The 25,429-nt window shown below is 71.1% G+C and carries 27 protein-coding genes; 15 read left to right on the forward strand and 12 right to left on the reverse strand.

Going from position 1 to position 25,429, the window contains the following annotated elements; genetic code table 11:
• Nucleotides 1–93: 93 nt before the first annotated feature.
• Nucleotides 94–1,059: an alpha/beta hydrolase gene (locus tag AC0NZN_RS09510; RefSeq protein ID WP_474592053.1), complete on the forward strand. Its 966-nt coding sequence runs from the start codon at nucleotides 94–96 to the stop codon at nucleotides 1,057–1,059.
• A 12-nt stretch (nucleotides 1,060–1,071) separates the two neighbouring features.
• Here the strand turns inward: AC0NZN_RS09510 and AC0NZN_RS09515 are convergent, their stop codons facing one another.
• The 5 genes from AC0NZN_RS09515 to AC0NZN_RS09535 form a co-directional block, all read right to left on the reverse strand.
• The gene (locus tag AC0NZN_RS09515) at nucleotides 1,072–2,055 is read right to left on the reverse strand and encodes a G1 family glutamic endopeptidase (protein ID WP_474592054.1); all 984 of its coding nucleotides are present in this window, start codon (nucleotides 2,053–2,055) and stop codon (nucleotides 1,072–1,074) included.
• Between the two features lie 61 nt (nucleotides 2,056–2,116).
• A complete protein-coding gene (locus AC0NZN_RS09520; RefSeq protein ID WP_474592055.1) occupies nucleotides 2,117–2,521 on the reverse strand; it encodes a hypothetical protein in 405 nt (134 codons plus the stop codon).
• A 126-nt stretch (nucleotides 2,522–2,647) separates the two neighbouring features.
• Nucleotides 2,648–4,558, reverse strand: a complete 1,911-nt coding sequence (locus AC0NZN_RS09525) for a M64 family metallopeptidase (RefSeq protein WP_474592056.1) — start codon at nucleotides 4,556–4,558, stop codon at nucleotides 2,648–2,650.
• Nucleotides 4,555–5,010 (reverse strand): hypothetical protein, encoded by a 456-nt coding sequence (locus AC0NZN_RS09530; RefSeq protein ID WP_474592057.1) that lies wholly within the window; start codon nucleotides 5,008–5,010, stop codon nucleotides 4,555–4,557. The genes AC0NZN_RS09525 and AC0NZN_RS09530 overlap by 4 nt, the downstream gene beginning before the upstream one ends.
• A 75-nt stretch (nucleotides 5,011–5,085) precedes the next feature.
• Complete coding sequence (locus AC0NZN_RS09535) at nucleotides 5,086–5,814, reverse strand: CDP-alcohol phosphatidyltransferase family protein (RefSeq protein WP_474592058.1); 729 nt, start codon at nucleotides 5,812–5,814, stop codon at nucleotides 5,086–5,088.
• 32 nt (nucleotides 5,815–5,846) lie between these two features.
• On the opposite strand from AC0NZN_RS09535, the gene AC0NZN_RS09540 reads away from it, so the two are divergent.
• The 8 genes from AC0NZN_RS09540 to AC0NZN_RS09575 all read left to right on the forward strand — a co-directional run bounded on the left by AC0NZN_RS09540 (nucleotide 5,847) and on the right by AC0NZN_RS09575 (nucleotide 13,184).
• Nucleotides 5,847–6,899, forward strand: coding sequence for a zinc-dependent alcohol dehydrogenase (locus tag AC0NZN_RS09540; RefSeq protein WP_474592059.1), 1,053 nt, complete (start codon nucleotides 5,847–5,849; stop codon nucleotides 6,897–6,899).
• On the forward strand, nucleotides 6,896–7,291 hold the full coding sequence (locus AC0NZN_RS09545; protein WP_474592060.1) for a 6-pyruvoyl trahydropterin synthase family protein: 396 nt from the start codon (nucleotides 6,896–6,898) through the stop codon (nucleotides 7,289–7,291). The genes AC0NZN_RS09540 and AC0NZN_RS09545 overlap by 4 nt, the downstream gene beginning before the upstream one ends.
• A gap of 8 nt (nucleotides 7,292–7,299) precedes the next feature.
• A complete protein-coding gene (locus tag AC0NZN_RS09550; protein ID WP_474592061.1) occupies nucleotides 7,300–8,292 on the forward strand; it encodes a glycosyltransferase family 4 protein in 993 nt (330 codons plus the stop codon).
• Complete coding sequence (locus tag AC0NZN_RS09555; RefSeq protein WP_474592062.1) at nucleotides 8,289–9,104, forward strand: SAM-dependent methyltransferase; 816 nt, start codon at nucleotides 8,289–8,291, stop codon at nucleotides 9,102–9,104. The genes AC0NZN_RS09550 and AC0NZN_RS09555 overlap by 4 nt, the downstream gene beginning before the upstream one ends.
• Nucleotides 9,092–10,057, forward strand: coding sequence for a lysylphosphatidylglycerol synthase transmembrane domain-containing protein (locus AC0NZN_RS09560; protein WP_474592063.1), 966 nt, complete (start codon nucleotides 9,092–9,094; stop codon nucleotides 10,055–10,057). The genes AC0NZN_RS09555 and AC0NZN_RS09560 overlap by 13 nt, the downstream gene beginning before the upstream one ends.
• Complete coding sequence (locus tag AC0NZN_RS09565) at nucleotides 10,054–10,746, forward strand: RibD family protein (RefSeq protein ID WP_474592064.1); 693 nt, start codon at nucleotides 10,054–10,056, stop codon at nucleotides 10,744–10,746. The genes AC0NZN_RS09560 and AC0NZN_RS09565 overlap by 4 nt, the downstream gene beginning before the upstream one ends.
• A 9-nt stretch (nucleotides 10,747–10,755) precedes the next feature.
• Nucleotides 10,756–12,411, forward strand: coding sequence for an alkaline phosphatase family protein (locus AC0NZN_RS09570; RefSeq protein WP_474592065.1), 1,656 nt, complete (start codon nucleotides 10,756–10,758; stop codon nucleotides 12,409–12,411).
• Between the two features lie 80 nt (nucleotides 12,412–12,491).
• Nucleotides 12,492–13,184 carry a lipoyl protein ligase domain-containing protein gene (locus tag AC0NZN_RS09575; RefSeq protein WP_474592066.1) on the forward strand — a complete coding sequence of 231 codons (693 nt, stop codon included), beginning with the start codon at nucleotides 12,492–12,494 and terminating at the stop codon, nucleotides 13,182–13,184.
• A 33-nt stretch (nucleotides 13,185–13,217) separates the two neighbouring features.
• Here the strand turns inward: AC0NZN_RS09575 and AC0NZN_RS09580 are convergent, their stop codons facing one another.
• Nucleotides 13,218–14,369, reverse strand: coding sequence for a DUF998 domain-containing protein (locus AC0NZN_RS09580; protein WP_474592067.1), 1,152 nt, complete (start codon nucleotides 14,367–14,369; stop codon nucleotides 13,218–13,220).
• A gap of 196 nt (nucleotides 14,370–14,565) precedes the next feature.
• Between AC0NZN_RS09580 and AC0NZN_RS09585 the strand changes: the two genes are divergently transcribed.
• Together AC0NZN_RS09585 and AC0NZN_RS09590 are read left to right on the forward strand one after the other, a co-directional pair.
• The gene (locus AC0NZN_RS09585) at nucleotides 14,566–15,990 is read left to right on the forward strand and encodes a ferredoxin reductase family protein (RefSeq protein ID WP_474592068.1); all 1,425 of its coding nucleotides are present in this window, start codon (nucleotides 14,566–14,568) and stop codon (nucleotides 15,988–15,990) included.
• Nucleotides 15,991–16,006: 16 nt separating this feature from the next.
• Nucleotides 16,007–16,552 (forward strand): FMN-binding protein, encoded by a 546-nt coding sequence (locus AC0NZN_RS09590; RefSeq protein WP_474592069.1) that lies wholly within the window; start codon nucleotides 16,007–16,009, stop codon nucleotides 16,550–16,552.
• Between the two features lie 6 nt (nucleotides 16,553–16,558).
• Here AC0NZN_RS09590 and AC0NZN_RS09595 read toward each other — a convergent pair whose 3' ends face one another.
• The 4 genes from AC0NZN_RS09595 to AC0NZN_RS09610 form a co-directional block, all read right to left on the reverse strand.
• Nucleotides 16,559–17,545 (reverse strand): sensor histidine kinase, encoded by a 987-nt coding sequence (locus AC0NZN_RS09595; protein WP_474592070.1) that lies wholly within the window; start codon nucleotides 17,543–17,545, stop codon nucleotides 16,559–16,561.
• Nucleotides 17,542–18,228: a response regulator transcription factor gene (locus tag AC0NZN_RS09600; RefSeq protein ID WP_474592071.1), complete on the reverse strand. Its 687-nt coding sequence runs from the start codon at nucleotides 18,226–18,228 to the stop codon at nucleotides 17,542–17,544. The genes AC0NZN_RS09595 and AC0NZN_RS09600 overlap by 4 nt, the downstream gene beginning before the upstream one ends.
• Nucleotides 18,229–18,289: 61 nt before the next feature.
• Entirely contained in the window at nucleotides 18,290–18,841 is a 552-nt protein-coding gene (locus AC0NZN_RS09605; RefSeq protein WP_474592072.1) for a pyridoxamine 5'-phosphate oxidase family protein, read from the reverse strand.
• A 14-nt stretch (nucleotides 18,842–18,855) separates the two neighbouring features.
• Nucleotides 18,856–19,251, reverse strand: a complete 396-nt coding sequence (locus tag AC0NZN_RS09610; protein ID WP_474592073.1) for a VOC family protein — start codon at nucleotides 19,249–19,251, stop codon at nucleotides 18,856–18,858.
• A 100-nt stretch (nucleotides 19,252–19,351) separates the two neighbouring features.
• Between AC0NZN_RS09610 and AC0NZN_RS09615 the strand changes: the two genes are divergently transcribed.
• The 3 genes from AC0NZN_RS09615 to AC0NZN_RS09625 are packed head-to-tail and all read left to right on the forward strand — an operon-like array spanning nucleotide 19,352 to nucleotide 22,473.
• A complete protein-coding gene (locus tag AC0NZN_RS09615) occupies nucleotides 19,352–20,122 on the forward strand; it encodes an SDR family oxidoreductase (protein ID WP_474592074.1) in 771 nt (256 codons plus the stop codon).
• Nucleotides 20,115–21,221, forward strand: coding sequence for a phosphotransferase family protein (locus AC0NZN_RS09620; RefSeq protein WP_474592075.1), 1,107 nt, complete (start codon nucleotides 20,115–20,117; stop codon nucleotides 21,219–21,221). Before AC0NZN_RS09615 ends, AC0NZN_RS09620 begins: the two co-directional genes overlap by 8 nt.
• A gap of 16 nt (nucleotides 21,222–21,237) precedes the next feature.
• Nucleotides 21,238–22,473 carry an acyl-CoA dehydrogenase family protein gene (locus AC0NZN_RS09625; RefSeq protein ID WP_474592076.1) on the forward strand — a complete coding sequence of 412 codons (1,236 nt, stop codon included), beginning with the start codon at nucleotides 21,238–21,240 and terminating at the stop codon, nucleotides 22,471–22,473.
• A 73-nt stretch (nucleotides 22,474–22,546) separates the two neighbouring features.
• Here AC0NZN_RS09625 and AC0NZN_RS09630 read toward each other — a convergent pair whose 3' ends face one another.
• Nucleotides 22,547–24,190: an HNH endonuclease signature motif containing protein gene (locus AC0NZN_RS09630; RefSeq protein WP_474592077.1), complete on the reverse strand. Its 1,644-nt coding sequence runs from the start codon at nucleotides 24,188–24,190 to the stop codon at nucleotides 22,547–22,549.
• Nucleotides 24,191–24,354: 164 nt separating this feature from the next.
• On the opposite strand from AC0NZN_RS09630, the gene AC0NZN_RS09635 reads away from it, so the two are divergent.
• On the forward strand, nucleotides 24,355–25,059 hold the full coding sequence (locus tag AC0NZN_RS09635) for an ASCH domain-containing protein (RefSeq protein ID WP_474592078.1): 705 nt from the start codon (nucleotides 24,355–24,357) through the stop codon (nucleotides 25,057–25,059).
• 70 nt (nucleotides 25,060–25,129) lie between these two features.
• Here AC0NZN_RS09635 and AC0NZN_RS09640 read toward each other — a convergent pair whose 3' ends face one another.
• Nucleotides 25,130–25,429 carry a hypothetical protein gene (locus AC0NZN_RS09640; RefSeq protein WP_474592079.1) on the reverse strand — a complete coding sequence of 100 codons (300 nt, stop codon included), beginning with the start codon at nucleotides 25,427–25,429 and terminating at the stop codon, nucleotides 25,130–25,132.

The raw sequence follows: 25,429 nt of genomic DNA on the forward strand, positions 1-25,429 counted from the left end.
CATGATCGCTAGTCTGGTTACCTTCTCGATAAGCGAACAATCCCGACCGCCCGACGACGTCCACGCCGGGCGACCTCATGCGAAAGACGAGTCATGACCGACGCATCCCGCCCCGCCCGACACCGTGACTGGCTGAGCTGGACGACGTTCGCGCTCGGGATCGCGGGCCTCGTCGTTGTGGCCTGGGTGTGCCTGACGGAGTGGGGCGGCGTCGTCCACGGCCACCCGGCGTACGCCGTGCTGCTCGGGGTGACGGTCGTCGCGTCGATCCTCACGGCGATCCTCGGACTGCGCGGCCGGCGGACCCACAGGGGACGGTGGCGCACCGCCGGTGTCATCGTCGTGCTGGTGCTCGGCATCGGGTGGCTCGGGCTCATGGGATGGCTGCGCCCCTACACGGCCGTCGAACCCGCTCTGGCGGCGATGGTCTCCGGCGAGCACGTCACCGTGACCGAGACGCCCACGCAGATCGTCCTGGCGCCGACGAGCGGCGGCACGGGAACCGGCGTCTTCTTCCAGCCCGGGGCGCTCGTCGATCCGCGCGCATATGCGGCGCACCTGCGCCCGCTCGCCGAGGCCGGCCACACCGTGGTCATCCCCAAGCAGCCGCTCGGCATCGCGTTCCTCGCGGTGAACGCGTTCGACGACGCCCGCGCCCAGTTCCCGGAGATCGACGGCTGGGTGCTCGGCGGGCATTCGCTGGGCGGCACCGTGGCCGCGATGGAGGCGGATGCCGCGGACTCCGACGCGAACGGCCCCGCGGTCGGCCTCATGTTCTACGCGTCGTATCCGGCGAACGACATCAGCGGCTCGCTCCGCATCCCGGTGCTGTCGATCTCGGGCTCGCGCGACGGCCTGGCGACGCCCGACAAGATCGCGGCATCCCGTCACGACCTGCCGTCCGACGCGCAGTTCGTGCAGATCCAGGGCGGGTCGCACGCGCAGTTCGGCTCCTACGGGCCGCAGGCGGGCGACAACACTCCCACCATCAGCGCCGAGGACGCGCGCACGCAGATCTCGGACGCATCCGTGCAGTTCGTCGACGGCCTCGGCGGCTGACGGCGACTCGTCTCAGCTGGACTTGCGCCAGTTGACCTTCAGGACGCTCGAGTTCTCCTTGACCGGCTCCGACAGCGTGGCACCGCCGCCGCCCGTCATCGTGATGAGGGTCGCGCCGCCGATGTTGTCGATGCTCCCGCTGCCACCGGCGATGCACTCGTCGAAGTAGCAGGCGGCGTAGTCGGTGAGGCTTGCCGTGCCGCCGTTGATGCCCGGCCGCTCCACAATCCACTCCGCGACGTTGCCGCTCAGGCTCGAGCCCTTGGGGGGAGTGATGTCGAAGCGCGTGCCCACGCCCTGCGACTGGTTGCTGAAGGTGACCGTCGCGTGCGAGGTCGTGTCGGCGCAGATGAGGCAGTACATGACGTCGCCCGCCTCCACGGGAAGGTTGCCGATGGCGACCTCGCCCGCGGGGAACCACTCCCACCACGCGTAGACCTGCCGGCTCGTGATGAAGAGGATCTTCGTGACGTGGGTCTCGGTGCCTGCCTGCATGACGTCGGGGGATCCCCATCCGTCGATGCCCACCCACTCGGAGGCGTAGTACGCGCCGTCGGTCGCGGTGTTCGGGCTCGGAACGGTCCACTGGCCGCCGACGAACCGGTAGGGCTTGCCCTGCGGCGGGAAGACGGCGGCGCCCGACCAGTTGTTCGACGTGGCGTTGCTGACCGTCTGCCCCGGGGCGGGTGCCGAGAGCGCCTTGCGCCGGGACGACGGCTGCGCCGGCCCGTGCGAGATGTTCTCGTGGTGCACGAACTCGGGCTCGATCCACACCTGCGTCCGCGCCATGGCACGGTCCCACAGTGCGCGCAGCTCGGGCTCCTGCTCGGCATCGGGACGCCGCGGCAGCCGGGCAGCGGCGAGCTGGCGATCCGTGGCCGTCTGCGGGTCGAACCCGTCCGGCAGCGCTCCATATCCGCGGATGCGGAACCCCTTGCTCGTGAGCGACTCGGGGACGACCGCCTTCACGGCGCGTCGCGGCGACTTCTCGACCATGATCGGCTCTCCTTCGTGCCTGGACCTACAGGGAAGGAGGAGCGCCGGACACGGGTGATACTCACGCCACGGCGACACGCTTGGGGGTGCGGGCCAGCACGGCCGTGGCGATCCCGAGGATCACGATGCCGATCGACTCGATGACCACCGTCTGCGGCACGAGCGTGAAGGTCCAGGTCTCGTGGATGTTGAAGGGCAGCCCGACCGTGAGCGCGAGCAGCAGGGCCGCAAGCGTCGCGATCACGAAGAGCAGGCTCAGCACGACGCAGAGCTGCAGGAGCCTGCCGCGCAGCGCCAGCATCCCGATCGCCAGCACGAGCGCGGCGATCGCGTTCACGACGAACATCACGCCGAGCAGCCCGCCCACGCCGTCGAAGACGAGGAAGAGATGGATGCCGCCCACGACCAGCAGCACGAGGGCGCTCAGGATGCGCATCGTCCACTGCAGTCCGGTGCTCTCGTTCATGTCACCACCGCTTTCTGTCGAAGAATCCCCGCCGAGTACACGAGCCTCGGCGTCGTGCGGTTCACCCGGCGTGCGAGCGGGGCCCGGACCGATCGGCCCGGGCCCCGCTGCGCAGCTCAGCCGCGCTCAGCTGACGCCGAGCGGGAACCAGTTCGCCCAGCCGCCGTTCGAGTCCCACCACGTGCTGTACACGAGGCTGTCGGAACCCACGACGAAGAGGTCGATGTGGTCGGTGATGCGCTGGATGGCGGCCACCTGCCCTCCGGGCTCGCCGACGCCGCCCGACACGTTGAACCAGCCGGCCCAGCCGGAGCTGGAGTCCCACCACGTGCTGTAGATGCGGTTGTCGGTGCCGATCGTGAACAGGTCGAGGTGGTTGGAGAACCGCGCGAGCGCGGTCACCGGCGAGCCGGGGGACGCGACTCCTCCGGACACCTGGAACCAGTTCGCCCAGCCGCCGCGCGCATCCCACCACGTCGACATGATGGCGCCGTTCGACGCCGTCGTGAAGAGGTCGATGTGGTCGGGGTTGCGCGAGACCGCGGTCACGGTCGAGTTCGGCCGGCAGACGAGGCTGCCCAACGGGAACCAGCCGGCCCACCCCGAGCGGTCGTCCCACCACGTGCTGTACACGCGGTTGTCGGTGCCGATCGTGAACAGGTCGAGGTGATTGCGGTAGCGAGCCAGCGCCGTCACCGGTGCGCCGTTCGCGGCGACCCCGCCCGAGACCTGGAACCAGTCGGCGGCCCAGCCGCCCCGCGCATCCCACCAGATGGACATCGTCGCGCCGTTCGCCGCGGTCGTGAACAGGTCGAGGTGATCGTCGTATCGTGCGACCACGTTCACGGTCGAACCCGGCCGCGCCACGAGGCTGCCGAGCCGGAACCAGCCCGACCATCCCGCCGACACATCCCACCACGCGCTGTACACACGGTTGTCGGTGCCGATCGTGAAGATGTCGAGATGGCCGCTGTAGCGCGAGATGGACGTCACGGGCGAGCCGGTGCCGCCGCTCGACGCCACGCCGCCGGAGAGCTGGAACCAGCCGGCCCAGCTGCTCGAGGCATCCCACCAGTTGCTCATCGTGCGCCCGTCGGCGGCGACCGCGAACACGTCGAGGTGCTCGGGGTAGCGCGCCACGACGCTGATCGGCGTCGCGGCACGGGCGGGCAGGTCGGCGAGCGGTCCGATGCGGTTCCAGATCGCCTGACGGCACACGGCGCAGAACGGCACGCCGAGCGCGCGCATCTTGCAGTCGTACTCGGGGCGGAACGCGCCGCAGTGGAAGTAGAACGCGCCCTCGAACAGGCCCACCGTGCCGGTCGGCACCGGACTCGGCCGCGAGTCCACCGTCGAGCAGTCCGGGTTCGACATCGTCGGGACGGCGGTGCTCGAGGCGACCGCCCATCGCCACTTCAGCGTCGACCGATTGCTGTTCGCGGTCACGTTCGGCTGCGCCGGCTCACCGCCGGAGTAATGGTCGTGGCCGGTCTCCGCGCCGCCCGCATAGTACGGGTACTCGTCTGCGAGGCCGTAGGCCGTGTGGCCGGCCTCGTGGATCGCGATCTCCGTGGCGCCGCCGGCGAGCGAGTACGTGCCCACCGACCCGCCGCTGCCGCCGTACACCGTCGAGTTCACGACGATGAGCACGAGGCTGTGCTCGGGCACCTGCGCGCCGGCCACGGTCAGGGCGGTGGTGTCGTTGCAGACGAGCAGGCGGCGGATGCCGTTCGCCCCGAAGGTGGCGTCGAAGTAGGTGCGGACCACCGCGCCGGTGCCGCCGGTCGCCGTCGGGTCGTCGGCGCCCGAGTCGGTCGACGCGACGTTCACCCGGAACACGTTGATCGCCGCCCGCAGGTGGTCGTAGGGCGGTGTGGCGAACAGCGCCGTCACGAACGCGTCGGCCGCGCTGTTGAACGCCGCCTGCTCCGTCGAGCGGAAACCCTCGGCGAGGAGCACGATGTTGAAGGCCCGGTTGCGCGGAGCCGACCCGGAGATCTGGGTCGTTCCGAGGACGGTGCCGTCTGCGGTGGTCATCGCGAGCCCCCTTCCAAGGGGAAGCGACCGAGCTCGGTCACCTGCATCCGCTCTCGCGCGAACGGTGCGGCCGTCGCACGGTCGCCCGTCTCCTCGGCCGGCGTGATGTTCACCAGCGTGAGATGGTCGGCGTGCGCGGGAGCCGGCACGACGACGGTGAACGCGCCGCTCGGCTCGGGCACCGCGACCCGCGTGATCGGCTCACCGGGCTGCTCCGGGAACACCTCGCGCGTGGCGGTGAGATCCGCCCGCACCGGCACGCGGCTGAGCACCGCGCCGTCGGCATCCTGCACCTCGACGTGGTAGCCGGGCATCATCTCCTGGGGCAGGTCGTAGCCCGTGATGGCCATGTCCACCGGCTGCTGGCTGACCAGCCGGACGTCATCGCCGTGGTATTCGAAGATCAGTCTCACCGATGACGATGGCGGCTGACCCGTGGTCTGATCCGACATTTGTGTACCTCCCGATGTGTGGACTCCCCCCTGTGAGGAGGGGCCGGGGAGGGTCCGCGATACGTCGGGAGCGGACTATGACGAGGTCGCGGGGGAGTCCGCCGCGACGGCGACGGGAGTCCGGGTCCGGACGAGCCAGATCACATCACGGCCGAACGACTCGACCAGCAGCGCGAGGGCGCCGAGGGCGATGACGACCTCGAGCGCGCCGGGCAGGATGCCGGCCGCGACGGCCGTCAGGGCGATGCCGCACGCGGCCGTCACGACCTTGCGCCAGTACCGCGGCGGGAGGGTGGCCCGCATCCACGGGATCATCCATCCGGCGACGACGAAGACGTATCGCATGAGCCCGATCGCGAGCACCCACCAGCCGACGATCGGGCCGGCGTAGACGCTCAGCACGAGCAGGAGGAACGCATCCACCTCCATGTCGAACCGGCCGCCCAGGGCGCTGACCGTCGCAGAACGGCGGGCCACGTAGCCGTCGAGAGCGTCGAGCGCAAGGGCGATGCTCGTGAGCGTGACGAGGAGCAGAGTGGATGCCGAGCCCCCGACGGATGCCACGACCAGCGCTGTCACGACGCCGACGAGCGCCGAGCGCATCGCGGTCACCGCATTCGCGGGCCCGAAGCGCTGGGCTCGGCTGCGGCCGAGCCCTCGCGAGAGGAGCACCGTGGAAACGATCAGATATGCCAGCCCCGCCGCCCATCCCGCCGCCCCCAGCGGAGCGGCGCCGTCCACGGCGTACATGACCGCAGCGCCGGCGGCGGCCCACCCCCATGGCACCCACTGAACCTTCGACATACGAACTCCGTGTTCCCCTCATGGCCGTCGACGTGAACACGACAAGAGGGGCGTCCGCGGTTCACGACGTCGCCGTCGCCCTCTGGACGATCGGTCCCGGCTCGGGGGAGCTGCGGACCGAGCACCTGCCGTCCAGAGGCGGCGGCGATGCCGTCGTGCGCACCCTGTGGACCGGGATCAGCCACGGCACCGAGACGCTGGTCGCGCGGGGGGAGGTGCCCGCGGCGGAGTACGGCCGAATGCGCGCGCCGTTCCAGGCGGGGGACTTCCCGTTCCCGGTGAAGTACGGCTATCTGAGCGTCGGCGTCGTCGAGGAGGGACCCTCGGCCGGGCGCACGGTGTTCGCGCTGCATCCACATCAGTCGCGCTTCGTCGTCCCGGCAGGTGCGCTCACGGCGGTTCCGGATGCCGTGCCCGCCCGCCGCGCGGTGCTCGCCGGCGCCGTCGAGACCGCGGTCAACGTGCTGTGGGACGCGCGTCCGCAGCTCGGCGATCGGATCGCAATCGTCGGCGCGGGGATGATCGGATGCGCCGTCGCCGCGGTGGCGCGCCGCATCCCCGGCGTGGAGGTCGTGCTCGTCGACGTCGACGAGGGCAAGCGCGAGCCGGCGGTCGCTCTCGGAGTGGGCTTCGCACCGGCATCCACCCCGCCGGAGGACCCCGACATCGTGATCGAGGCGAGCGGCCGCGGCGAGGGACTGCAGCTCGCGCTCCGCATCGCGCCCACCGACGGCGTGGTCGTCGTCGCCAGCTGGTACGGCACGACGGCCGTGCCGCTGCAGCTCGGCGCCGACTTCCACTCGCGGCGCCTCACGCTGCGCGCGAGCCAGGTGGGCGCCGTCGCGACCGCCCGGCGGGGGCGTCGGACGACGGCGGACCGTCTCGGCCTCGCCCTGCGACTGCTGGAGGACCCCGCGTTCGATGTGCTGCTGGGCGGGACGAGCTCGTGGATGCGGCTGCCCGAGGTCGTCGCGCAGCTCGCCGACGGGACCGCCGACCCGCTGTGCCACACGATCGATTGGAGCGAGCCGCAACGGACCGGCTCCACGAGTGAGTCGACCGTGAGTGATCGGAGCGGTTCGTGACGTTCAGCCTGACGGTGCGCGACCACATGATGGTCGCGCACAGCCTCCGCGGCGAGGTCTTCGGCCCGGCCCAGCGCCTGCACGGCGCGACCTTCGTCGTGGACGCGACCTTCCGCAGCGCGAAGCTCGACGGCGACGGACTGGTCGTGGACATCGGCCGGGCGGGTGAGGAGCTCGGACGCGTCGTCGCATCCCTGTCCTATCGCAACCTGGACGACGAGCCCGCCCTGGAGGGCGTGAACACGACCACCGAGCGGCTCTGCCAGATCATCGGCGATCGTCTGGTGGACGCGTTCCGCGCCGGCTCGCTCGGGAGTGCGCCGCTCACGGGGATCGGCGTGACACTGCATGAGTCCCATGTCGCGTGGGCGTCGTACGAGGTGGAGATATGAGCTGCGACGTGCGCTTCATCGTGCCGGCCGGCATCGACGATCCGGACCAGGTCAGCGGCGGCAACGTCTACGACCGCGAGGTCCGCGACGGACTCGGGCGCCGCGGGTGGGCGGTGGACCTCGTCGAGACGGCCGACGGCGCGGAGGCCGGGACAGCGCTGTCCTCGGCGCCGGACGGCTCGGTCGCGCTCGTCGACGGGCTCGTGGCCGACTGGGCGCCGGAGGCGCTCGAAGCGGAGGGGCACCGCATCCGGATCGTCGTCCTCGCCCACATGCTCGCCGCCGCGTTCCCCGACGCCCCCGCGGATCTCGTCGACGCGGAGCGGCGCAGCCTGCGCGCGGCGCACGCCGTCGTCACGACCAGCCGGTGGACCGCGGACGAGCTCGCCGCGCGGGGCCTCGCCGACCCGGAGCACACCACGGTGGCCATCCCCGGAGCGCATGAGGCGACCCTCGGCGCCGGTCAGGGGCGCAACCTCCTGTGCGTCGGGGTGATCGCCCCGCACAAGGGGCAGGACATCCTGCTCGACGCCCTCGCACAGCTGCCGAGCAGCGACTGGGGCTGCTCGATCGTCGGATCCGTCGATCGGTTCCCGCACTATGCGCGCACCATCGCACGGAAGGCCGCGCGGTTCGACGGTCGCGTCCGGTTGATCGGCGTGCTCGGCCCCGACACTCTCGCCGAGGAGTATCACCGCAGCTCGCTGCTCGTCGCTCCGTCGCGGGTCGAGAGCGCCGGGATGGCGATCACGGACGCGCGGGCTCGCGGCATCCCCGTCCTGGCCGCGGCGGTGGGCGGCATCCCGGACACCGTGGCCGGCGGCGGCGCGATCCTCGTGAGCCCGGACGACCCCGTCGCCCTCGCGCGCCAGCTCGGCGCGTGGATGACGTCCCCCGCGCTCCGCGACCGACTGCGGCGCGAGGCCGCGCTCGCGCGGCGTGCGACGCCGCGGTGGGAGGACACCGTCACGGCGATCGAGTGGGCACTGGTGCGGTCATGATCGCCACGCTGTTGATCAACACCGTGACCGCTGACTGGCTCGAGCTGCGGGCCGCCGCAGACGCCGCCGCCCGCTCGGAGCAGCTCACGGCCGAGCTGCGGGGGTCGATCCGGGCGGGCGGCATCGTCATCCACGATCTGGGCGCAGGGTCCGGCGCGATGGTGCGCTGGCTGGCGCCGCGGCTGCCCGGGCCGCAGACCTGGGTGCTGCACGATGCGGATGCCGAGATCCTGGCGCACGTCGACCTCGACGACGTCGTCGACCTCGCCGGGACTCCGCCGGCGGCGACGACCAGGGTCGCGCCGCTCGCCGACCTCCCGCCGGACGCCTTCGCGGGGGCATCGGCGGTGGTCGCCTCCGCCCTTCTCGACGTCATCACGCTCTCCGAGGCGGAGGGCATCGTCGCCGCCTGCGTCGCCGCGGGGGCGCCCGCGCTCTTCAGCCTGACGGTGACCGGGAACGTGGTGCTCGAGCCTGCGGACCCGCTCGACGCCGCGCTCGGCGCGGCGTTCGACGACCACCAGCGCCGGGAGGCCCACGGGCGGCGGCTCCTCGGTCCCGACGCGGTGCCGGTCGTCGCCGGTCTGTTCGCCGCGGCGGGATGGACGGTCCGCACAACGCCGACGCCGTGGCGTCTCGATGCGGCAGCCTCCCCACTCATCGCGGAGTGGCTGGCGGGATGGGCCGGCGCCGCCGTCGAGCAGCGTCCCGAGCTCGCATCCGCCGCCGCCGAGTACGTCGAGCGACGCCTCGCCTGCGAGTCGCTCTCCGTCACCGTCTCTCACGAGGACCTGCTCGCATGGCCGAGCTGATCGCATCCCCCGCCGTCCCCGACGTCCGCGCGCCGGGCCCGAGCCGCGCCCGCGCGGTCACGCGCACGGCCGCGGCCGTCGCCGTGGTGGTCGCGACCGTCGCCGTCGTCGGTGCGGGACCGTTCCTGCGGGGCGTCGCATCCGTCTCGCTCGGATCGATCGCCCTCGCCGTCGTCCTCGTCGCCTGCGGCACGGCGGCGTGCGCGTGGCGCTGGCGCGCGGTCGCCGACGGGCTGGGGCTCCCGATGCCGATGCGCTCCGCCATAGCCGCCTACTACCGGTCGCAGTTCCTCAATGCCGTGCTGCCGGGCGGGGTGCTCGGCGACGTGCACCGGGCGTACGCGCACGGACGCGAGCACGACCGCGTAGGCGTCGCGGCGCGCGCGGTGGCGGCCGAGCGGATCGCCGGGCAGGTCGTCCAGCTCGCGGCGACCCTCGCGATCCTGCTGCCCCTCGGCTTCGCATCGGCCCTCGCCCCGCTCGAGTGGAGCGCCGCGGCGATCGCTGCGGCCGTGGCCGCCGGCATCCTCGTCGTCGCCGTGATCCCGGTCGCACGTCGGTGGATGCTGCGCGAGCTCGCGCTGCTGCGCCCGGTCTTCGCCCGCCCCTCGACGCTTGTCGCCGTCATCCTGTCATCGCTGATCGCGCTCGCGGCGCACGTGTCGACGTTCCTCGTCGCCGGGGCGGCGGTCGGCATCCCGGCCACTGCCGGCGAGCTCGTCCCGATCGCGCTCGTCGTCTTGACGGCCTCGGCGATCCCCGTGAACGTCGGCGGATGGGGACCGCGCGAGGCCGCGAGCGGCGCCGTCTTCGCGCTCGCAGGCATCGGGGGAGCAGCGGGCGTCGAGGTCTCGACCGCCTACGGCGTGCTGGCGTTGATCGCCGTTGCGCCGGGCGGCCTGGTGCTGCTTGCCGATCGCATCCGAGCACGACGCGAGAGGAGCTCCGCATGAACGGCGCCCGCCCCTACGTGACCCTCAGCTGTGCGATGTCGATCGACGGCTACCTCGACGACACCGATGCGCGGCGGCTGACGCTCTCGAACGCGGCGGACCTGGACCGCATCGACGACCTCCGGTCGCGCAGCGACGCGATCCTCGTCGGCGCCACGACGCTGCGGCGCGATAATCCCCTGCTGCTGGTGCGGGATGCGGGGCGCCGCGAGCGCCGGGTCGCGGCCGGGCTCCCCGAGTCGCCGACCAAGGTCACCGTCACCTCGACGGGCGACATCTCGCCGGAGGCCGCCTTCTTCACCACGGGCTCCTGCTCCCGGCTCGTCTACTGCCCCGAGGAGCGGGCCCCCATCCTGCGGCTGCTCCTCGGCGAGCGCGCGACCGTGGTCGGGATCGGCGAAACCGTGACGATGGCCCGGCTGCTGGACGACCTCGGCGCGCGCGGCATCCGACGCCTCCTGGTCGAGGGCGGCGGATCGGTGCTGACGCAGTTCCTCTCCGCCGACCTCGTCGACGAGCTCCAGCTCGTCATCGCGCCGGTCTTCGTGGGCGACGCCGGTGCTCCGCGCGTCGTGCGTCCGGCGCAGTTCCCGTGGATGGCGCCGCGGCGCGCGCGGCTGGCCGCGTCGGTGCAGATCGGAGATGTCGTGCTCCTGCGCTACGCGCTCTCCGAGCGGTTCTGCGGGTAGGGGCGACGGATGACGGCCCGGGAGCGCACTGCGCTGATCGTCGCGGTGGTGCTGCTCATCGCCCTGCCCCTCGTGCCCGGCGCGATCGAGGTGGGCTCCGCGCTGGCCCTCGTTCGCCTGCCCGCGGAGTCTCTCGTCGTCGTGCTCGTGCTCTCGCTGATCCCGCTGCGGTGGGTGCGGATCACCCTGGCCGGGGTCTTCGGGGCACTCGTCGTGGTCGCCGTCGCGCTCGCGGCCATCGACCGCGTCTACCGGACGACGCTCTCCACGAGCTTCGACCCCGCCGATCCGCAGTCGCTCGGCGACGGGTTCAGCGTCGTCGCCGAGGCGATCGGACGGGCTGCGGCGATCGCCGCACTCGTGCTCGTGGTCGGCGTCGGCGTCGGTCTGGCGGTCGCGCTCGCCTGGGCCGCGCTGCGGGCGGATGCCGAGATCCGCCGGCACCGGCGCACCGGGAGCGCCGCCCTCGCCGGGGTGACCGCGGCGTGGATCGCCTTCGCCCTCGTCGGCTCCCCGTCGTCGGCGGTCTCGGCATCGGCCGTCCCGTCGTCGGCTGTGCCGTCCTCGGCATTCCAACCCGCGGCGGCCGCCGCATCCGCCGACGCGATCGGGGCAGCCGTCTCGCGGGCCGCGACGAGCATCCGCGCCCAGTCCGCCCTCGATCGCGCGGTCGCGGTGGACTCGTATGCCCGCGCGCGGCCGTCCGACCTGCTCGGCGGACTGCGCGGCAAGGACGTCGTCGTCGTCTTCATCGAGAGCTACGGTCGTGCCGCGGTCGAGGGCAGCACCTTCTCGCCGGGCGTGGACGCCGTGCTCCAGCAGGGAACGGACGCGCTGGCGACGGACGGCTACGGGATGCGCAGCGCCTGGCTCACCTCGCCGACCTTCGGCGGCATCAGCTGGCTCGCGCATTCGACCCTGCACAGCGGGCTCTGGATCACCAGCCAGGCGGAATACGACAAGGTCACCGCCACGCAGCGACTGACGCTCGCGGGCGCCTTCCGCCAGGCGGGCTGGAAGACGGTGAGCGACGTGCCCCGCGACACGAAGCGCTGGGATGTCGGCGTCTCGTTCTACCACTACGAGACCCTGCTGGATTTCCGCAACGTGGGCTACCAGGGGCCGATCTTCGGGTACGCCCGCATCCCCGATCAGTACACGTTCAAGGCCTTCGCCGATCGCATGCTGGCGCCGGGCCACCGGCCGGTGTTCGCCGACCTCGACCTGATCTCGTCGCACACGCCGTGGGCTCCGCTGCCGCAGCTCGTGCCGTGGTCGAAGCTCGGCGACGGATCGGTGTTCGCGGGGCAGCCGCAGCAGGGCGGGACGCCGCAGGCGGTGTGGGAGCACACCGAGACGATCCGCGACGCGTACGGCCGGTCGATCCAGTACTCGCTCGGCTCCCTCTTCTCGTTCCTGCAGAACGTGGACGACCCGAACCTCGTGGTCATCGCGCTCGGCGACCACCAGGCATCCACCATCGTCAGCGGTGAGAACGCGTCGCACGACGTGCCCGTCAGCATCATCGCGCGCGATCCTGCCGTGCTGCGGTCAATCGACGGCTGGCGCTGGCAGGACGGGCTGCGGCCCGGCGCCGCCGCTCCGGCGTGGAGGATGGATGCCTTCCGCGACCGGTTCTTCTCCGCCTTCTCCGCTGCACCCTGAGCGCGCTGCGGCACGGTGACTCCGGTGGCGGGCGGCCGCGTTTGCCAGCAGGATGGCCTGAAGTGCGAGGAGGGCGACCGGTGGGGACGAGCGAGGGCAGACTCACGCGCGTGCCCGGCCTGCTCATCCGCCAGCCCGAGCCGGGCGGCGACGACCTCGAGCGGTCGGTCGAGCTGCTGCGGGGCGTGGCGTCCGGCGAGATCGCCGAGGAGCGCGTGCTCCGGCTGTACACCCCGGCCGCCACGCTCGCCATGACGCGGCGGGAGAGCAGGATGCCGGGATTTGCGGCAGCCTCGGCGGCCGCGGTTCGTCTGGGGTTCGATCCGCGGATCCGGCCGACCGGCGGCAGGGCCGTGGCGTACGACGAGTCGTGTCTCGTCGTCGATCTGATCAGCCGGGATGACGCGACCCTCGACCCCTCGGACTACTTCGCGCGTGCGGGCAACAGCATCGCCGATGCCCTGGGCGCCCTCGGCGTGGACGCCCGGCTCGGCGAGGTGGCGGGGGAGTACTGCCCGGGCGAGTACAGCATCAACGCGCGCGGGGCCGTGAAGCTCGTGGGCACGTCCCAGCGGGCGATCCGCGGCGCCCGGCTGCTGAGCGGCATGCTCGCGTTCGGGTCCGTCGCCCGGTTCATCGCCGTGCTGCTCGAGGCGAACGCGGCCCTCGACCTCGCCTGGGATACCGCGACGTTCGGCACGATGCAGGTGGAGGCGCCGGGGGTGACGCGCGCGGCGGTCGAGGACGCGCTGGCCGCGGCCCTGCTCGACTGAGTCTGGGCCGCTGCCCTGCTCGAATGCGTCTGCTCAGGCGAGGTCGTCCATCGCCCGCTCAGGCGCCGAAGGCGCCGACGGCCGGGCGTACGCCGCGATCGCCCGCACGAAGACGGTGAGCCAGGCGAACAGGAGACCCGCGGCGATGAACTCCATGCCGGTGAGGTTGTAGTAGTGGAGCGGCACCCAGAGCAGCACCGCGACGGCGGTGCCGGCGAGCATGAGCAGCGAGAACACGGTGATGTCGCGGGGCAGCTCGGGAAGGTACCGCAGTGCGAAGAAGACGATGACGCCGACCGTCACCGTCATGCTCGTGGCCGCGGCCACGTGGAAGGGGAAGCTCATGCCGTCGGTGACGACCCCGGCGATCGACATGAAGATGCCGATCCCGGCGTAGAGCCAGGAGAACAGACGCACGAGGCGCACCCGCCTCCTCTTGTCCACCTTGCGGGCGCGCAGGCCCAGTTCGATGTCGTGGCCCACGTAGTTCGCGAGCACCATGATGACGAGGCCGGTGAGGATGAGGGCCAGGTTGAAGCGGTAGGCGGATGCCGCGTGGTTGTTGCCGAGCTCGGAGAAGTGCCACTGCCACCAGGACTGGTCCGGGGTGCTGAGCATGCTGCTGATGGTGCCGATGAACAGCACGAGCGTGGCGAGGATCGAGAGGCCCTCGCCGGTCACCCGCGAGCCGGCGAGCACGGCGACGTAGGTGAAGGTGGCCGCCGCGGCGCCGGCGAGTGCGCCGCCGCCCAGCGGATCGATCGTCAGTCCGTGGAACCCGAGCTGGAAGAGGCTCGCGACGGCGAGCACGCCGAGGTAGGACAGCATCCCCATCGCCACCGATGTGGCGACCACGTCGAGCACGCGCTTGGCCATCGGCAGCTTCCGCCGCCAGGAGTCGTAGCCGCGGCGCGCCTCCACGACGTACGCGGTCGCGAACGACAGCCCCGCGAGCGCCGAGGTGACCCACGCGGCGATGTTGCCGACCGATCGGTTGTTGCCGGCGAGCGGCCACCGCGAGCCGAACATGACGACGACCGTGATGAGGCCGGCCACGACGAATGCCCCGATCGCCCATCGCGTGGAGAGCGATTCGAGTCGGGCTCCGCTGCTGTGCCAGACCCGCACCAGAGGTGATTCCGTGCGGTCACGCGGATGCGGCGAATGCTGCGGTTCGGCGGTCATGACCCTCCCCGACGGGCGTGCGAGCCCTGCAAGCCCACCTTATCGGCGGTCGTGCTTCATCGGCGGTCGTACTCGTGCAGCGGCTCCGCGCCTTGCTGTGGGCGCAGTTCATGGGTCGGCTATGAGCTTTCCGTGAGATGGCCCGTGTGAGCGGATTCTTGGTGGTTTCTGTCACCGTGCACCCGAGCATTCAGGCATGGCTTCTCTCGTCTCCTCCTCTGCGACGTCCGAGCTGCCCCCGCTCCTGCCGGAGCGACGGCGCGCCGGCCGCGCGCGTCGCGTCTGGAACCTCGCCGCGATCGTCGTCATCTGGGGCACGAGCCTGATCGTCCTGGCCATGTGGGTCGGTGGCGCCGGCATCCAGTCGCTCCTGGCGATGGATGGCGGGACGTGGACGACGCTCGGACGCCTGACGGGTCTCGTCTCGGCGAACCTGCTGCTGTACCAGGTGCTGCTCATGGCGCGGGTGCCGCTGTTCGAGAGAGGCTTCGGGCGCGACGAGATGACGCGGATGCATCGCCTCGTCGGCTTCTGGTCGTTCTGGCTGCTGGTCGCGCACATCATCCTGACCACGATCGGGTACTCGATCACCGCGAACATCAACGTGTTCGTGCAGGCGTGGCAGTTCGTGTGGGACTATCCGGGGATGCTGCTCGCGACCGCGGGCACCGGCTTCCTCATCCTCGTCGTGGCGACCTCGATCCGTCGGGCTCGGCGCAAGCTGCGCTACGAGTCGTGGCACCTGCTGCACCTCTACGGATACCTGGGCGTCGGACTCGCCATCCCGCACATGCTCTGGACCGGAGCCGACTTCATCTCGTCGCCGACGTCGACGATCTACTGGTGGACGCTCTGGGCCGTGACCGCCGCGTGCGTGCTGTGGTACCGCGTCGCCGTGCCGCTGCTGCGCAGTGCACGCCACCAGCTGCGGGTCGTGAAGGTGGAGCGCGACGGGCGCGACGGCGTGGCCGTGCGGATGCGGGGACGCGCCATCCGCGGGCTTCGCGCGCGGCCCGGACAGTTCTTCATCTGGCGCTTCCTCGACGGCCCGGGATGGTCGCGCGGTCACCCCTTCTCACTCTCCGCCGCGCCCACGGGCGAGGAGCTCGTCATCTCGGCCCGCCGCGTGGGCGACGGCACCCACCGGCTGATGCGGCTGCGGCCCGGCACCCGCGTGATGATCGAGGGCCCCTACGGCGGGATGACCGGCGAGCGGCGTCAGGGCACGAAGCTGCTGATGCTCGGCGCCGGGGCGGGCGTCGCCCCGCTCGTGGCCCTGCTGGAAGCCGAGGACTACGCGCCGGGCGAGGCGATCCTCGTCACCCGCGACCACACCGAGGCTCACACCATCCGCAGCCGCGAGATCACCGGGCTCGTGTCGCGCCGCGGGCTGCTGCACTACTCGCTGCCCGGCAAGCGTGCCACGCAGGGATCCTCCTGGCTGCCGGCGTCGCACCGCGCGTGGGGCGGGGCGGACCTGCTCCGCCACATCGCCCCCGACATCGAGGCGTACGACGTGTACATCTGCGGGCCTATCCCGTGGATGAAGAGCCTCGAGCACGACCTCCGCGCCGCGGGGGTGCGGGCCGACCGCATCCACAGCGAAGCCTTCGCCGTCTGAGACTTGAGGAGCCGTCATGAAGAAGATCGTCTACAGCATCCTCGCCACCGTCGCGGGGCTGGTGCTGCTGTTCAGCTACCGCACGTCGCTCGACCAGCCCACCGCATCCCCCGTCGTCACGGGCACGAAGACCACCACGACGGGCGGCGCGAGCCCCTCGGCGACCCCCTCCGCGACCCCCTCCGCGGCGGCGGCGGCGCCGACGCCGTCGGCATCCGCCGGCACATCGTCGGGCTCGTCGAGCGGGTCGTCGGGCTCGTCGAGCCAGTCCTCGAGCGGACTCAAGGACGGCACGTACACGGGCGCCTCGGCCAACACGCGCTTCGGCGCGGTGCAGGTGAAGATCCTCGTGTCGAACGGCGTGATCAGCCAGGTGGCTGTGCCGCGGTACCCGAACTCCAGCGGCCAGGACCAGCAGATCAACTCCTACGCACTGCCGCAGCTCGTCGATGAGACGGTGACGGCGCAGAGCGCGCAGATCGACATGGTCTCCGGCGCGACGTACACGAGCCAGGGGTACCTCGAGTCGCTGCAGAGCGCGATCGACAAGGCGCGCGCCTGACCTGGTTCAGCGGGCGAGCGGAAGGGTGAGCAGGAACGTCGAGCCTGCCGGCGACGTCGACTCGATCTCGACCGACCCGCCGTAGCGGTTCGCCACGTCCTGCACGAGGGCGAGGCCCAGCCCGAAGCCGCGACGGCGACCCGTGTCGGCTCCCCGCGCGAAGCGCTCGAACACCCGCTCGCGGTCGCCGGGCGCGATCCCCGAGCCGCTGTCGGCGACGCGGAGCTCCACCTGCCGCCGCTCACGGTCGGCCGTGACGACCACGGCCGCGCCGCGCGGCGAGTGCTGCACCGCGTTGTCGAGCAGCGCGACGCACAACCGGGTGAGGGTCACCGCGGGCACGACCGCATCCATCCGCCCTGCCACGGAGGAGTCGATCGCGACGCCCGCCTCCTCGGCGATCGGCCGCACGATGTCGACGGCCGCAGCCAGAGCCGGTCCCACGTCGGCCGGCTCGTCGGGAACAGGAGCGCTGTCGGCCTGGGCGGCCAGCAGCAGCTCGGTGAGGATGTCGTCCATGGTCGACGCATCCCGCCGCAGCTTGTCGAGCGTGTCGTCGATCGGCTCGCCGCGGGCGTTGCGGCGCTGCAGGATCTGCACGCGGCTGGTCAGCGCGGTGAGCGGTGTGCGCAGCTCGTGGCTCGCGTCGGCGAGGAAGTTCCGCTGCACGCGCAGCGCCTCGCCGAGCGGTGCGACCGCCTGACGCGCCGCGAACCAGGCGACGAGCCCGAGCAGCAGCACGCCGATGATCCCGAGCACGACGACCCACGGAAGCACGCGGTCGACGTCGACGACGATGTGGTCGAAGGGCGACCCGCGCCGGTCGTCGCCGTCGGGTGCCGGGGGGCCTGCTTCGGGCCGCGCGGTCAGCAGGATCACTGCGATCAGGATGGCGACACCACCGGCGAGGACGACGGCGGATGCGATGCCCGTCCACAGGGCGATCTGCCGCGCCGAGCGGCGCACGCGTCGCTGATCGGGCGAGTCAGTCACGTCGGCATCCCCAGCCGATAGCCGCGGCCGCGGACGGTCTCGATCATCTCGGGCGTCGTCTTGCGCCGGATGTAGTGGACATAGGTGTCGACGGCGCCCTCGGCATCCGCCGTCGAGAAGACCGCGCGCATGATCTCGTCGCGGCTGAAGACGCGCTCGGGGCTGGCGGACAGCAGTTCGAGGAGCGCGTTCTCGGTCGCCGTCAGAGACATCCGCAGTCCGGATGGGGAGTGGACCGACGACGAGTCGGGAACGTAGATCCAGTCGCCGATCTCGCGCCGCCGGCCCTCGGCCTGGAACCCGCGCCGCAGCGCCCGCAGGCGGGCCAGCAGCTCGTCGTAGTCGAACGGCTTGGTGAGGTAGTCGTTGGCGCCGGCATCCAGTCCCTCCACGCGGTCGGGGACCGTCCCGAGGGCGGTGAGCATCAGGATGGGCGTCGTGATGCGCGCCGTGCGGATGGCCTGAACGAGGCTCGCGCCGTCGCGCCCCGGCAGGCGCCGGTCGACGACCATGACGTCGTAGCGGTTGCGCAGGGCGAGCTGGAGCGCCTCCTCCCCGTCGATGACGTGGTCGACGCGGTACGCGTCGGAGAGCACCTCGACCGTCATCTCCGCGATGTCCGGGTCGTCCTCGACGTACAGCAGCGCCGGCAGCGGCTCGCCCATCGCACCTCCCCGGTTCATGCGATCACGCGCCCTCTCAGGGAGCGCACAGGAACCGGATGCGCGTCTCCGGCCTCGATGCTCACACGCCCTTCCCGGCCGGCGGGTGGTGCGGGATCGGCCACGGCTTCGGCTGCACGCCGTCGTGGTCGGTGAACTCCTGCACCTCCGACGCGGTGTCACCGCCGGAGCTCGTCGTCGTCTCGAACCGCTTGGTGAAGCGGCGGCCGGAGACGGTCGACGGGTCGACTCGCACGAACTCCCCCTTCTTCGTGGGGCTCCACGACATGAGCCGGGCCACTCCGGATGCTTCGATCTCCGCCGGGTCGGTCAGCCGGCGCGCCGAGCCGCGGATGACGACGCTCCAGCGGCGCCGCGCATCCTGCCCGTCGATCTCGAAGGCCACCTCGGGGTGGGCAGCGATGCTCTCGAGCTTGCCCCCGGGCGCGGAGCGGAAGTACAGGACGCCGTCGTGGGCGAGGTAGTTGAGCGGCATCAGGTCGGGGTGGCCGTCGTGGCCGAGGACGGCGAGGCGGCCGATCTTGCCGAGCGTCAGCAGACGCCAGCACTCATCGGCGTCGAGCTCCTCGACACCGTTCCCCGCCGGGTCGATCAGACCGTCGGTTGCAGACATCCCCGCCTCCTCGTTCAGCCTTCGGCGAGCACCGACAGCACATTGCCGGCCGGGTCGGTGAACCACGCGATGTCGGGCCCGCGACCCGGTTCGCCGTGCACGATGCCCTTGGCGTCGGTGCCGTAGTCCGGGTCGGTGTAGATCTTCGTGACGACGCCGCGCGCGTTGAGATCGTCGACAGCCGCCTCGACGTCCGGGACGGGGAAGTTCAGGATCGTGAAGCTCGCCGGGGTATGGTCGGGCTTCGGGTAGACGAGGATCATGCCTCCGCGGGGCAGATGGATGTCGAGGAAGCCCATCGGGTTGTCCCGCACATCGAGGCCGAGGGTCTCGCGGTAGAAGTGACGGGCGGCGTCGATGTCGTCGACGCTGAAGCCGCTGAACACGCCGGCTGTCTGGAATGCGCTCATGGTCCCAGCATCCCGCCCAGCGGTGCGCCCGTCCAGACTCCGCCGCGACCGTCCCGCACGACACGTAGACGGCGAGGCGGTGTACCGGCATCCTCGAACCATGAGTTCACGCTTCACCGGCAGGACCGCGATCGTCACGGGCGCGAGCAGAGGGATCGGCTTCGCCATCGCCCGCCGGCTCGTCGACGAGGGTGCCAACGTGGTCATCACGGCCCGCGGAGGGGATGACCTGCGCGAGGCGGCGACGTCCCTGGGCGCGAGCGCGCGGTTCGTCGCGGGCAAGGCGGATGATCCTGCGCACCAGGACGAGGTGATCGCGACGACCCTCGACGCGTTCAGCAGCATCGACATGCTCGTCAACAACACCGGCATCAATCCGGCGTACGGGCCGCTGCTCGACGTCGATCTCGGCACGGCGCGCAAGATCCTCGAGGTCAATGTCATCGCCGCGCTCGCGTGGGTGCAGAAGGTGCACGCGGCATGGATGGGCGCGCACGGGGGCGCGATCGTGAACGTCGCGTCGGTCGCCGCCATCCAGCCCGCCCCGATGATCGCGATGTACGGCGTCAGCAAGGCCGCACTGAAGCACCTGACCGAGGAGCTCGCGTTCGAGCTCGCGCCCGCGATCCGCGTGAACGCCGTGGCGCCCGCGGTCGTGAAGACGAACTTCGCGCGTGCGCTGTACGAGGGTCGGGAGGCCGAGGTGTCGAAGGCGTATCCGCTGCGGCGGCTCGGGGTCCCGGACGATGTGGGGAGCGTCGTCGCGTTCCTGCTCTCGGACGACGCGGGATGGATGACGGGTCAGACCCTCGTCATCGACGGCGGTGCGACTCTCGGCACGGGCGAGACGCTCGGGACGACCCGTGGGTGATTCCCCTCCCGGTCTCGACCTCGCCCGGCTCGAGCGCTGGCTCGCGGGTGCGGTTCCCGGCGCGGGTTCCGGCGGGGCGCTCGGTGGGGTTCCCGGCGGGTCTGACGGCGGGTCTGCCGGCGGGGTTGCCGGCGGGGCGCCCGGCGGGTCGTTCCGCGAGGGGAGCGGGCTCACCGCGACTCTGATCGCCGGCGGCAAGTCGAACCTCACGTATGACGTGACGGACGGCGCCGGCCGGTGGATCGTTCGGCGACCGCCGCTCGGGCACGTCCTCGCGACCGCGCACGACATGGGTCGCGAGTATCGGGTCATGTCCGCCCTCCAGGGCAGTGCGGTCCCGGTTCCGCGCATGCTGGCGTTCTGCGACGACGACGGTGTGATCGGCGCCCCGTTCTACGTGATGGAGCGGGTCGAGGGCGTGGTCTACACCGCGGCTTTGCAGCTCGAGGCGCTCGGGCCCGAGCGCACGCGGGCGATCTCGACGCGGGTGGTCGACACGCTCGCCGACCTGCACGCGATCGTTCCGGATGCGGTGGGCCTCGGCGACTTCGGCCGGCCGGAGGGTTTCCTCTCTCGTCAGGTGGCGCGGTGGAAGAAGCAGCTCGACGCATCCCGCAGCCGCGATCTGCCGGACGCCGACGAGCTGCAGCGGCGGCTCGCCGCCGACGTGCCGCCCGAGGGCGCCGCCGGCATCGTGCACGGCGACTACCGGCTCGACAACGTGCTGATCGGCGCCGACGACCGGCCGGCCGCGGTGATCGACTGGGAGATGGCGACGCTCGGCGACCCGCTCACCGATCTCGCGCTCATGATCGTCTACGGGCGCATCGCCGCGGCGGCGGGCCCCGTCGTCGCGGACGCGAACCTCGCGCCGGGCTTCCTCACCGAGGCGGAGGTGGTCGAGCGGTACGCATCCCGCAGCGACCGCGATCTGTCGCGGTTCGGCTTCTATCTCGGGCTCGCGTCGTACAAGGCGGCGGGGATCCTGGAGGGGATCCACTACCGGTACCGGCACGGCCAGACGGTCGGCCCCGGATTCGATCGCATCGGCGAGCTGGTGGAGCCGCTGCTGCGCTCGGGGCTCGACGCCCTCGACTGACCCGTTCGGAGGATCCATGGATTTCCAGTTCGACGACCGCACCCTCGAGGTGCGGGAGGCGCTGCGCGACTTCATGCGCGATCGCGTGGAGCCCGCCGAGGAGACGTTCCACCGTCAGCTCGGGGAGTCGGGGAACCGGTGGGCGTGGGATGCGGTGCCTGTGCTGCACGAGCTGCGAGCCGAGGCGAAGGCGCGGGGGCTGTGGAACCTCTTCCTGCCGGGCGAGCGCGGCGCCGGGCTCACCACCCTGCAGTACGCGCCGGTCGCCGAGCTGACCGGCAGGCTTCCGGCACTGGCCCCCGCAGTCGTGAACTGTGCGGCGCCGGACACCGGCAACATGGAGGTGCTCAACGAGTTCGGGACGGACGAGCAGAAGCGGCGGTGGCTCGAGCCGCTGCTGTCGGGGGAGATCCGCTCGGCCTTCGCGATGACCGAGCCGGATGTCGCGTCGTCGGATGCGACGAACATCGAGACCTCGATCGTCCGCGACGGCGGCGACTACGTGATCAATGGCCGCAAGTGGTACATCACCGGGGCCATGAATCCGAACGCGGCGATCTTCATCGTGATGGGGAAGACGGATGCGGCGGCCGACCGTCACCGCCAGCAGTCGCAGGTGCTCGTGCCGCGGGATGCGCCCGGGCTGACGGTCGTCCGCGGCATGCAGGTCTTCGGATACGACGATCATGAGCACGGCGGGCATGCCGAAGTGCTCTTCGAGGATGTGCGCGTGCCCGCGTCGAATCTGATCGCGGGGGAGGGGATGGGGTTCGCGATCGCACAGGCGCGGCTCGGGCCGGGGCGGATCCACCACTGCATGCGCGCGATCGGGATGGCGGAGCGGGTGATCGAGCTGATGTGTGCACGGGCGGATGGCCGTGTCGCGTTCGGTCGGGCGCTGTCGGAGCAGGGGGTGGTCCGCGACTGGATCGCCGAGGCCCGGGTGCAGGTCGAGCAGCTGCGACTGCTCGTCCTGAAGACCGCGTGGCTCATGGACACCGTCGGCAATCGCGGCGCGCACACCGAGATCCAGGCGATCAAGATCGCAACCCCGAGGGTTGTGCAGGGCATTCTGGATGACGCGATCCAGCTGTTCGGGGCGGGCGGGGTGTCGCAGGACTTCCCGCTGGCCGAGATGTACGCCGCGGTCCGGACGCTGCGGCTGGCCGACGGCCCCGACGAGGTGCACAAGGACTCGCTCGCCCGTGCGGAGCTGCGGCGCCAGGCGGAGGCGCGCGAGAAGCTCGCCTGAGGTGGCGTTGCCGCTCGCCGGCGCTCGAGACGTCGTCTGGGCGGACGGTCCCCGAGTTGCCCCAGCCCGCCTGTCACGCGGCCGGCCGGAATCGGGTCGGGGGTGGTTGGAGGTCGCCGTACAGATATCGTCGCTCGATCGGTGGCGCCAGCACGATCGCGTCAGCTCGGCCGGGTGGATGCAGGAGGAATGGCCCTGATCCTTCGCGCGTGATCCGCCAGCCGCCGTGGTGCAGGTTCATGTGGTGGAATCTGCAGAGCAGGATGCCGCGATCGATGTCCGTACAGCCGCCGTCGGCCCATCTGTCGATGTGATGCGCCTCGCTATACGAGGGTGGCCGATCGCAGCCGGGCCACCGGCATCCACCGTCCCGAATCGCGAGCGCGATGTTCTGCTTCGGTGAGAACGTGCGAGCTTCCCTGCCGAGGTAGAGCGGATTGCCGTCCCGATCCAGCGTGCACTCGACGGTCCCGGTACTGCACGCGTGCTGTGCCGCGAGCCACGCGGGAAGGGCCTCGCCCTCTTCGAGCAAGGCGATCCCGGCGTCGGCGACGAGGTCTCCGGAGGAGGACAAGGGGTCACCGCTCCTCCGCGCGGCACCGGTGAGGGCATCGTCGGTGACGATGACGCGGACGCCCGCCTGGCGGGTGCCGAAGACCGTGGCTGGGTCGGCGAGGGAGCCCGTGCGGAGCACGTCCAGCAGCAAGTCGTAGGCGAGCTGGTCGTTCGTCCGGGGATCAGTGGCGAGCTCGTCTGCTTTCGCCTTCTCATCGGGGTCGACGAAACGCGGTCCGCCTCGTCGCGGTCGCAGCGCGGTGTCCTGGACGGATCGAATCCATGCGAAGCCGAGGTCGTCGAAGCGGATGGACCCGTGATGGATGCCGTCGGCATCCGTCCAGGTGCGGAACGCGCGCCCCTCGAACCGCTCGTCGAACCGGCGCTGGGCGCCCTCGGGATCGAGCATGTCGCGAAGGGTGCGGGCGGCTTTGCCGAGCTCCTCGACGGTGCGCGTCGAGGCGTCGCCGATGAGCTGCTCCGCGGCGGCGCCCCACGCGTGCCCGGTGGCGGCATTCCGCTGCTGGATGCACGCACAATCGCCGTCGATGCACCGCGGGCCGTCGATGCGCCGTTCGCCGCAGCCGTCGTCGTGGGAGCACGTGGCGGAATCTTCATACGCGGGCGGGCGCCCCAGCCCTCGGAAGATCGCGTCGTGTTGTGCTGACGTGATCGCCCCATGCATGAGTGCATCTCCCAGTACGGCGTGCCAGGGCCGTTCCCCGGCAACCGGATCGCCAGAGCGTTCGGCATCCACCGTCTCGTCCAGATCCGTCGATCGGCTCGCATTCGAAGGCCGGCCGGCGTCGGTCGAATCGCCGCCGTCCAACAATGCCTGTCCGAGGCGCACCTGCTTGGCGGCGTCGGCGCGGGTGGAACCGGTGATCTCCTGCACGAGCGAGACGGGGGAGCGATGGCCGCGCACCTGAGCGAGACCAACGTGCCCCGCATCGCGAGAGGAACGGCTGGCGGCGACTCCCGCAGCCGCGATCCGCACGGCCTCCCCGGCCCTCACGAGGGCGGAGGCGGCTTCCAGGACCCGGATGATGGTGTCGTCCCCCAGCGCGAGAATCCTCGTAGGGCACGCCGCGGCATCCACTTCTTCCCCGAGGGCCGCGCGCAGGACGTCGACCTGCCGCTCAAGCTCGGAGAAGAATTGCATACTCAACTGTACCACCGTGCGATAGAATTCGAACAGAAGTACGATAACAAGACGGTATCGACGACGCTCTCGACAGGCCGACGCTCCGCGGAGCGGTGTGATCAGACTGAACGCGCGCGATCGATCATTGGGCGGCGATTCCGTGTGCCTGCCAGGATTGAGTCGTGCAACCCCTTCAAACCGAGCTTCGCGTTATCGAGGCCGCGGAAGCGCTCGCACGAACTCTTGGAGACGATCCCAACCACACAGTGGCGGCAGCTGCATTGGACACCGAAGGGCGCATCCACACCGCTGTGAACGTGCACCACTTCACGGGGGGGCCGTGTGCGGAAATCGTTGCCCTCGGCGCTGCCGCCGCGGCCAACGCCGGCCCACTTGTCGCAATGGCTGCCGCAGGCGATCGCTCCCGCGGCTTGATCCCGCCGTGCGGCCGGTGCCGTCAGGTGATGCTCGATCTTCATCCAGATGTCCTAGTCGCGGTTCCTTCGGATGCGGGCCCGCAGATGCGGCCGATCGCCAAGCTTCTGCCGGACGCTTACTTCTTCGCCGACTCGGCTGCCGAGCGAGTTCTACGGTTCAACAAGCGGTACTACGAGACCGTTGCGGACGGCACCAAGACCTCATCGGTGCGCTGGGACGAGCGCGTACCCATCGGGCCAGTGATCTTCTACTTCGAGGATGATGATCGCCCCTCTCTCCGTGGCCACGTCACGGCGGTCGACAACTGCCGCATCGACGAGCTGACTCCTGAGAGGCTGCACCTGAACGACGACGACACAGTCGAGGCATACGTTCACGGTCTCCGCCAGCACTACCCGAGCATGCCCGACGATGCGCGGGTCGATGTCGTTCGCTTCGCACTGAGCTAGAACGACGCGGACGTCTTCATTCACGTCGGGTGCAGGCACGAGTCCTCAGCGCTGCGCCCCACAGCAGCGATCAGCGGGTGAAGGCTTCGAGGTTGAGTGACACCAGGTCGGGGCGGCCGGGCGGAATGCGCGCGGGCACCACCATTCCGACCCGCGGCCAGTGCTTGATCCGCAGCACGGCCTCGAAGGTCACCGTCCGCGGTTCGATTCCCGGTGCCTCGGCGAGAACCTCGAGCACGCACTTCGAGTAGGGGGCGCGACCGACGGGATCGGAGACCGACAGGATCTTCGCGGTGCCCTTGACCGCATCCGCCATCGGGTCGCTGAAGAACCTCTTCAACCATCCTGCTTCGGTGCCGTCGCCGCTCAT

Source organism: Microbacterium sp. sgz311019, from assembly GCF_056135325.1.

Excerpts from the sequence above, each read along its gene's own strand:
- AC0NZN_RS09510 (WP_474592053.1), top strand. The coding sequence starts at position 94 with ATGACCGACGCATCCCGCCCCGCCCGACACCGTGACTGGCTGAGCTGG.
- AC0NZN_RS09515 (WP_474592054.1), bottom strand. The coding sequence starts at position 2,055 with ATGGTCGAGAAGTCGCCGCGACGCGCCGTGAAGGCGGTCGTCCCCGAG.
- AC0NZN_RS09520 (WP_474592055.1), bottom strand. The coding sequence starts at position 2,521 with ATGAACGAGAGCACCGGACTGCAGTGGACGATGCGCATCCTGAGCGCC.
- AC0NZN_RS09525 (WP_474592056.1), bottom strand. The coding sequence starts at position 4,558 with ATGACCACCGCAGACGGCACCGTCCTCGGAACGACCCAGATCTCCGGG.
- AC0NZN_RS09530 (WP_474592057.1), bottom strand. The coding sequence starts at position 5,010 with ATGTCGGATCAGACCACGGGTCAGCCGCCATCGTCATCGGTGAGACTG.
- AC0NZN_RS09535 (WP_474592058.1), bottom strand. The coding sequence starts at position 5,814 with ATGTCGAAGGTTCAGTGGGTGCCATGGGGGTGGGCCGCCGCCGGCGCT.
- AC0NZN_RS09555 (WP_474592062.1), top strand. The coding sequence starts at position 8,289 with ATGATCGCCACGCTGTTGATCAACACCGTGACCGCTGACTGGCTCGAG.
- AC0NZN_RS09560 (WP_474592063.1), top strand. The coding sequence starts at position 9,092 with ATGGCCGAGCTGATCGCATCCCCCGCCGTCCCCGACGTCCGCGCGCCG.
- AC0NZN_RS09565 (WP_474592064.1), top strand. The coding sequence starts at position 10,054 with ATGAACGGCGCCCGCCCCTACGTGACCCTCAGCTGTGCGATGTCGATC.
- AC0NZN_RS09570 (WP_474592065.1), top strand. The coding sequence starts at position 10,756 with ATGACGGCCCGGGAGCGCACTGCGCTGATCGTCGCGGTGGTGCTGCTC.
- AC0NZN_RS09580 (WP_474592067.1), bottom strand. The coding sequence starts at position 14,369 with ATGACCGCCGAACCGCAGCATTCGCCGCATCCGCGTGACCGCACGGAA.
- AC0NZN_RS09585 (WP_474592068.1), top strand. The coding sequence starts at position 14,566 with ATGGCTTCTCTCGTCTCCTCCTCTGCGACGTCCGAGCTGCCCCCGCTC.
- AC0NZN_RS09590 (WP_474592069.1), top strand. The coding sequence starts at position 16,007 with ATGAAGAAGATCGTCTACAGCATCCTCGCCACCGTCGCGGGGCTGGTG.
- AC0NZN_RS09600 (WP_474592071.1), bottom strand. The coding sequence starts at position 18,228 with ATGAACCGGGGAGGTGCGATGGGCGAGCCGCTGCCGGCGCTGCTGTAC.
- AC0NZN_RS09605 (WP_474592072.1), bottom strand. The coding sequence starts at position 18,841 with ATGTCTGCAACCGACGGTCTGATCGACCCGGCGGGGAACGGTGTCGAG.
- AC0NZN_RS09610 (WP_474592073.1), bottom strand. The coding sequence starts at position 19,251 with ATGAGCGCATTCCAGACAGCCGGCGTGTTCAGCGGCTTCAGCGTCGAC.
- AC0NZN_RS09615 (WP_474592074.1), top strand. The coding sequence starts at position 19,352 with ATGAGTTCACGCTTCACCGGCAGGACCGCGATCGTCACGGGCGCGAGC.
- AC0NZN_RS09625 (WP_474592076.1), top strand. The coding sequence starts at position 21,238 with ATGGATTTCCAGTTCGACGACCGCACCCTCGAGGTGCGGGAGGCGCTG.
- AC0NZN_RS09630 (WP_474592077.1), bottom strand. The coding sequence starts at position 24,190 with ATGCAATTCTTCTCCGAGCTTGAGCGGCAGGTCGACGTCCTGCGCGCG.
- AC0NZN_RS09640 (WP_474592079.1), bottom strand. The coding sequence starts at position 25,429 with ATGAGCGGCGACGGCACCGAAGCAGGATGGTTGAAGAGGTTCTTCAGC.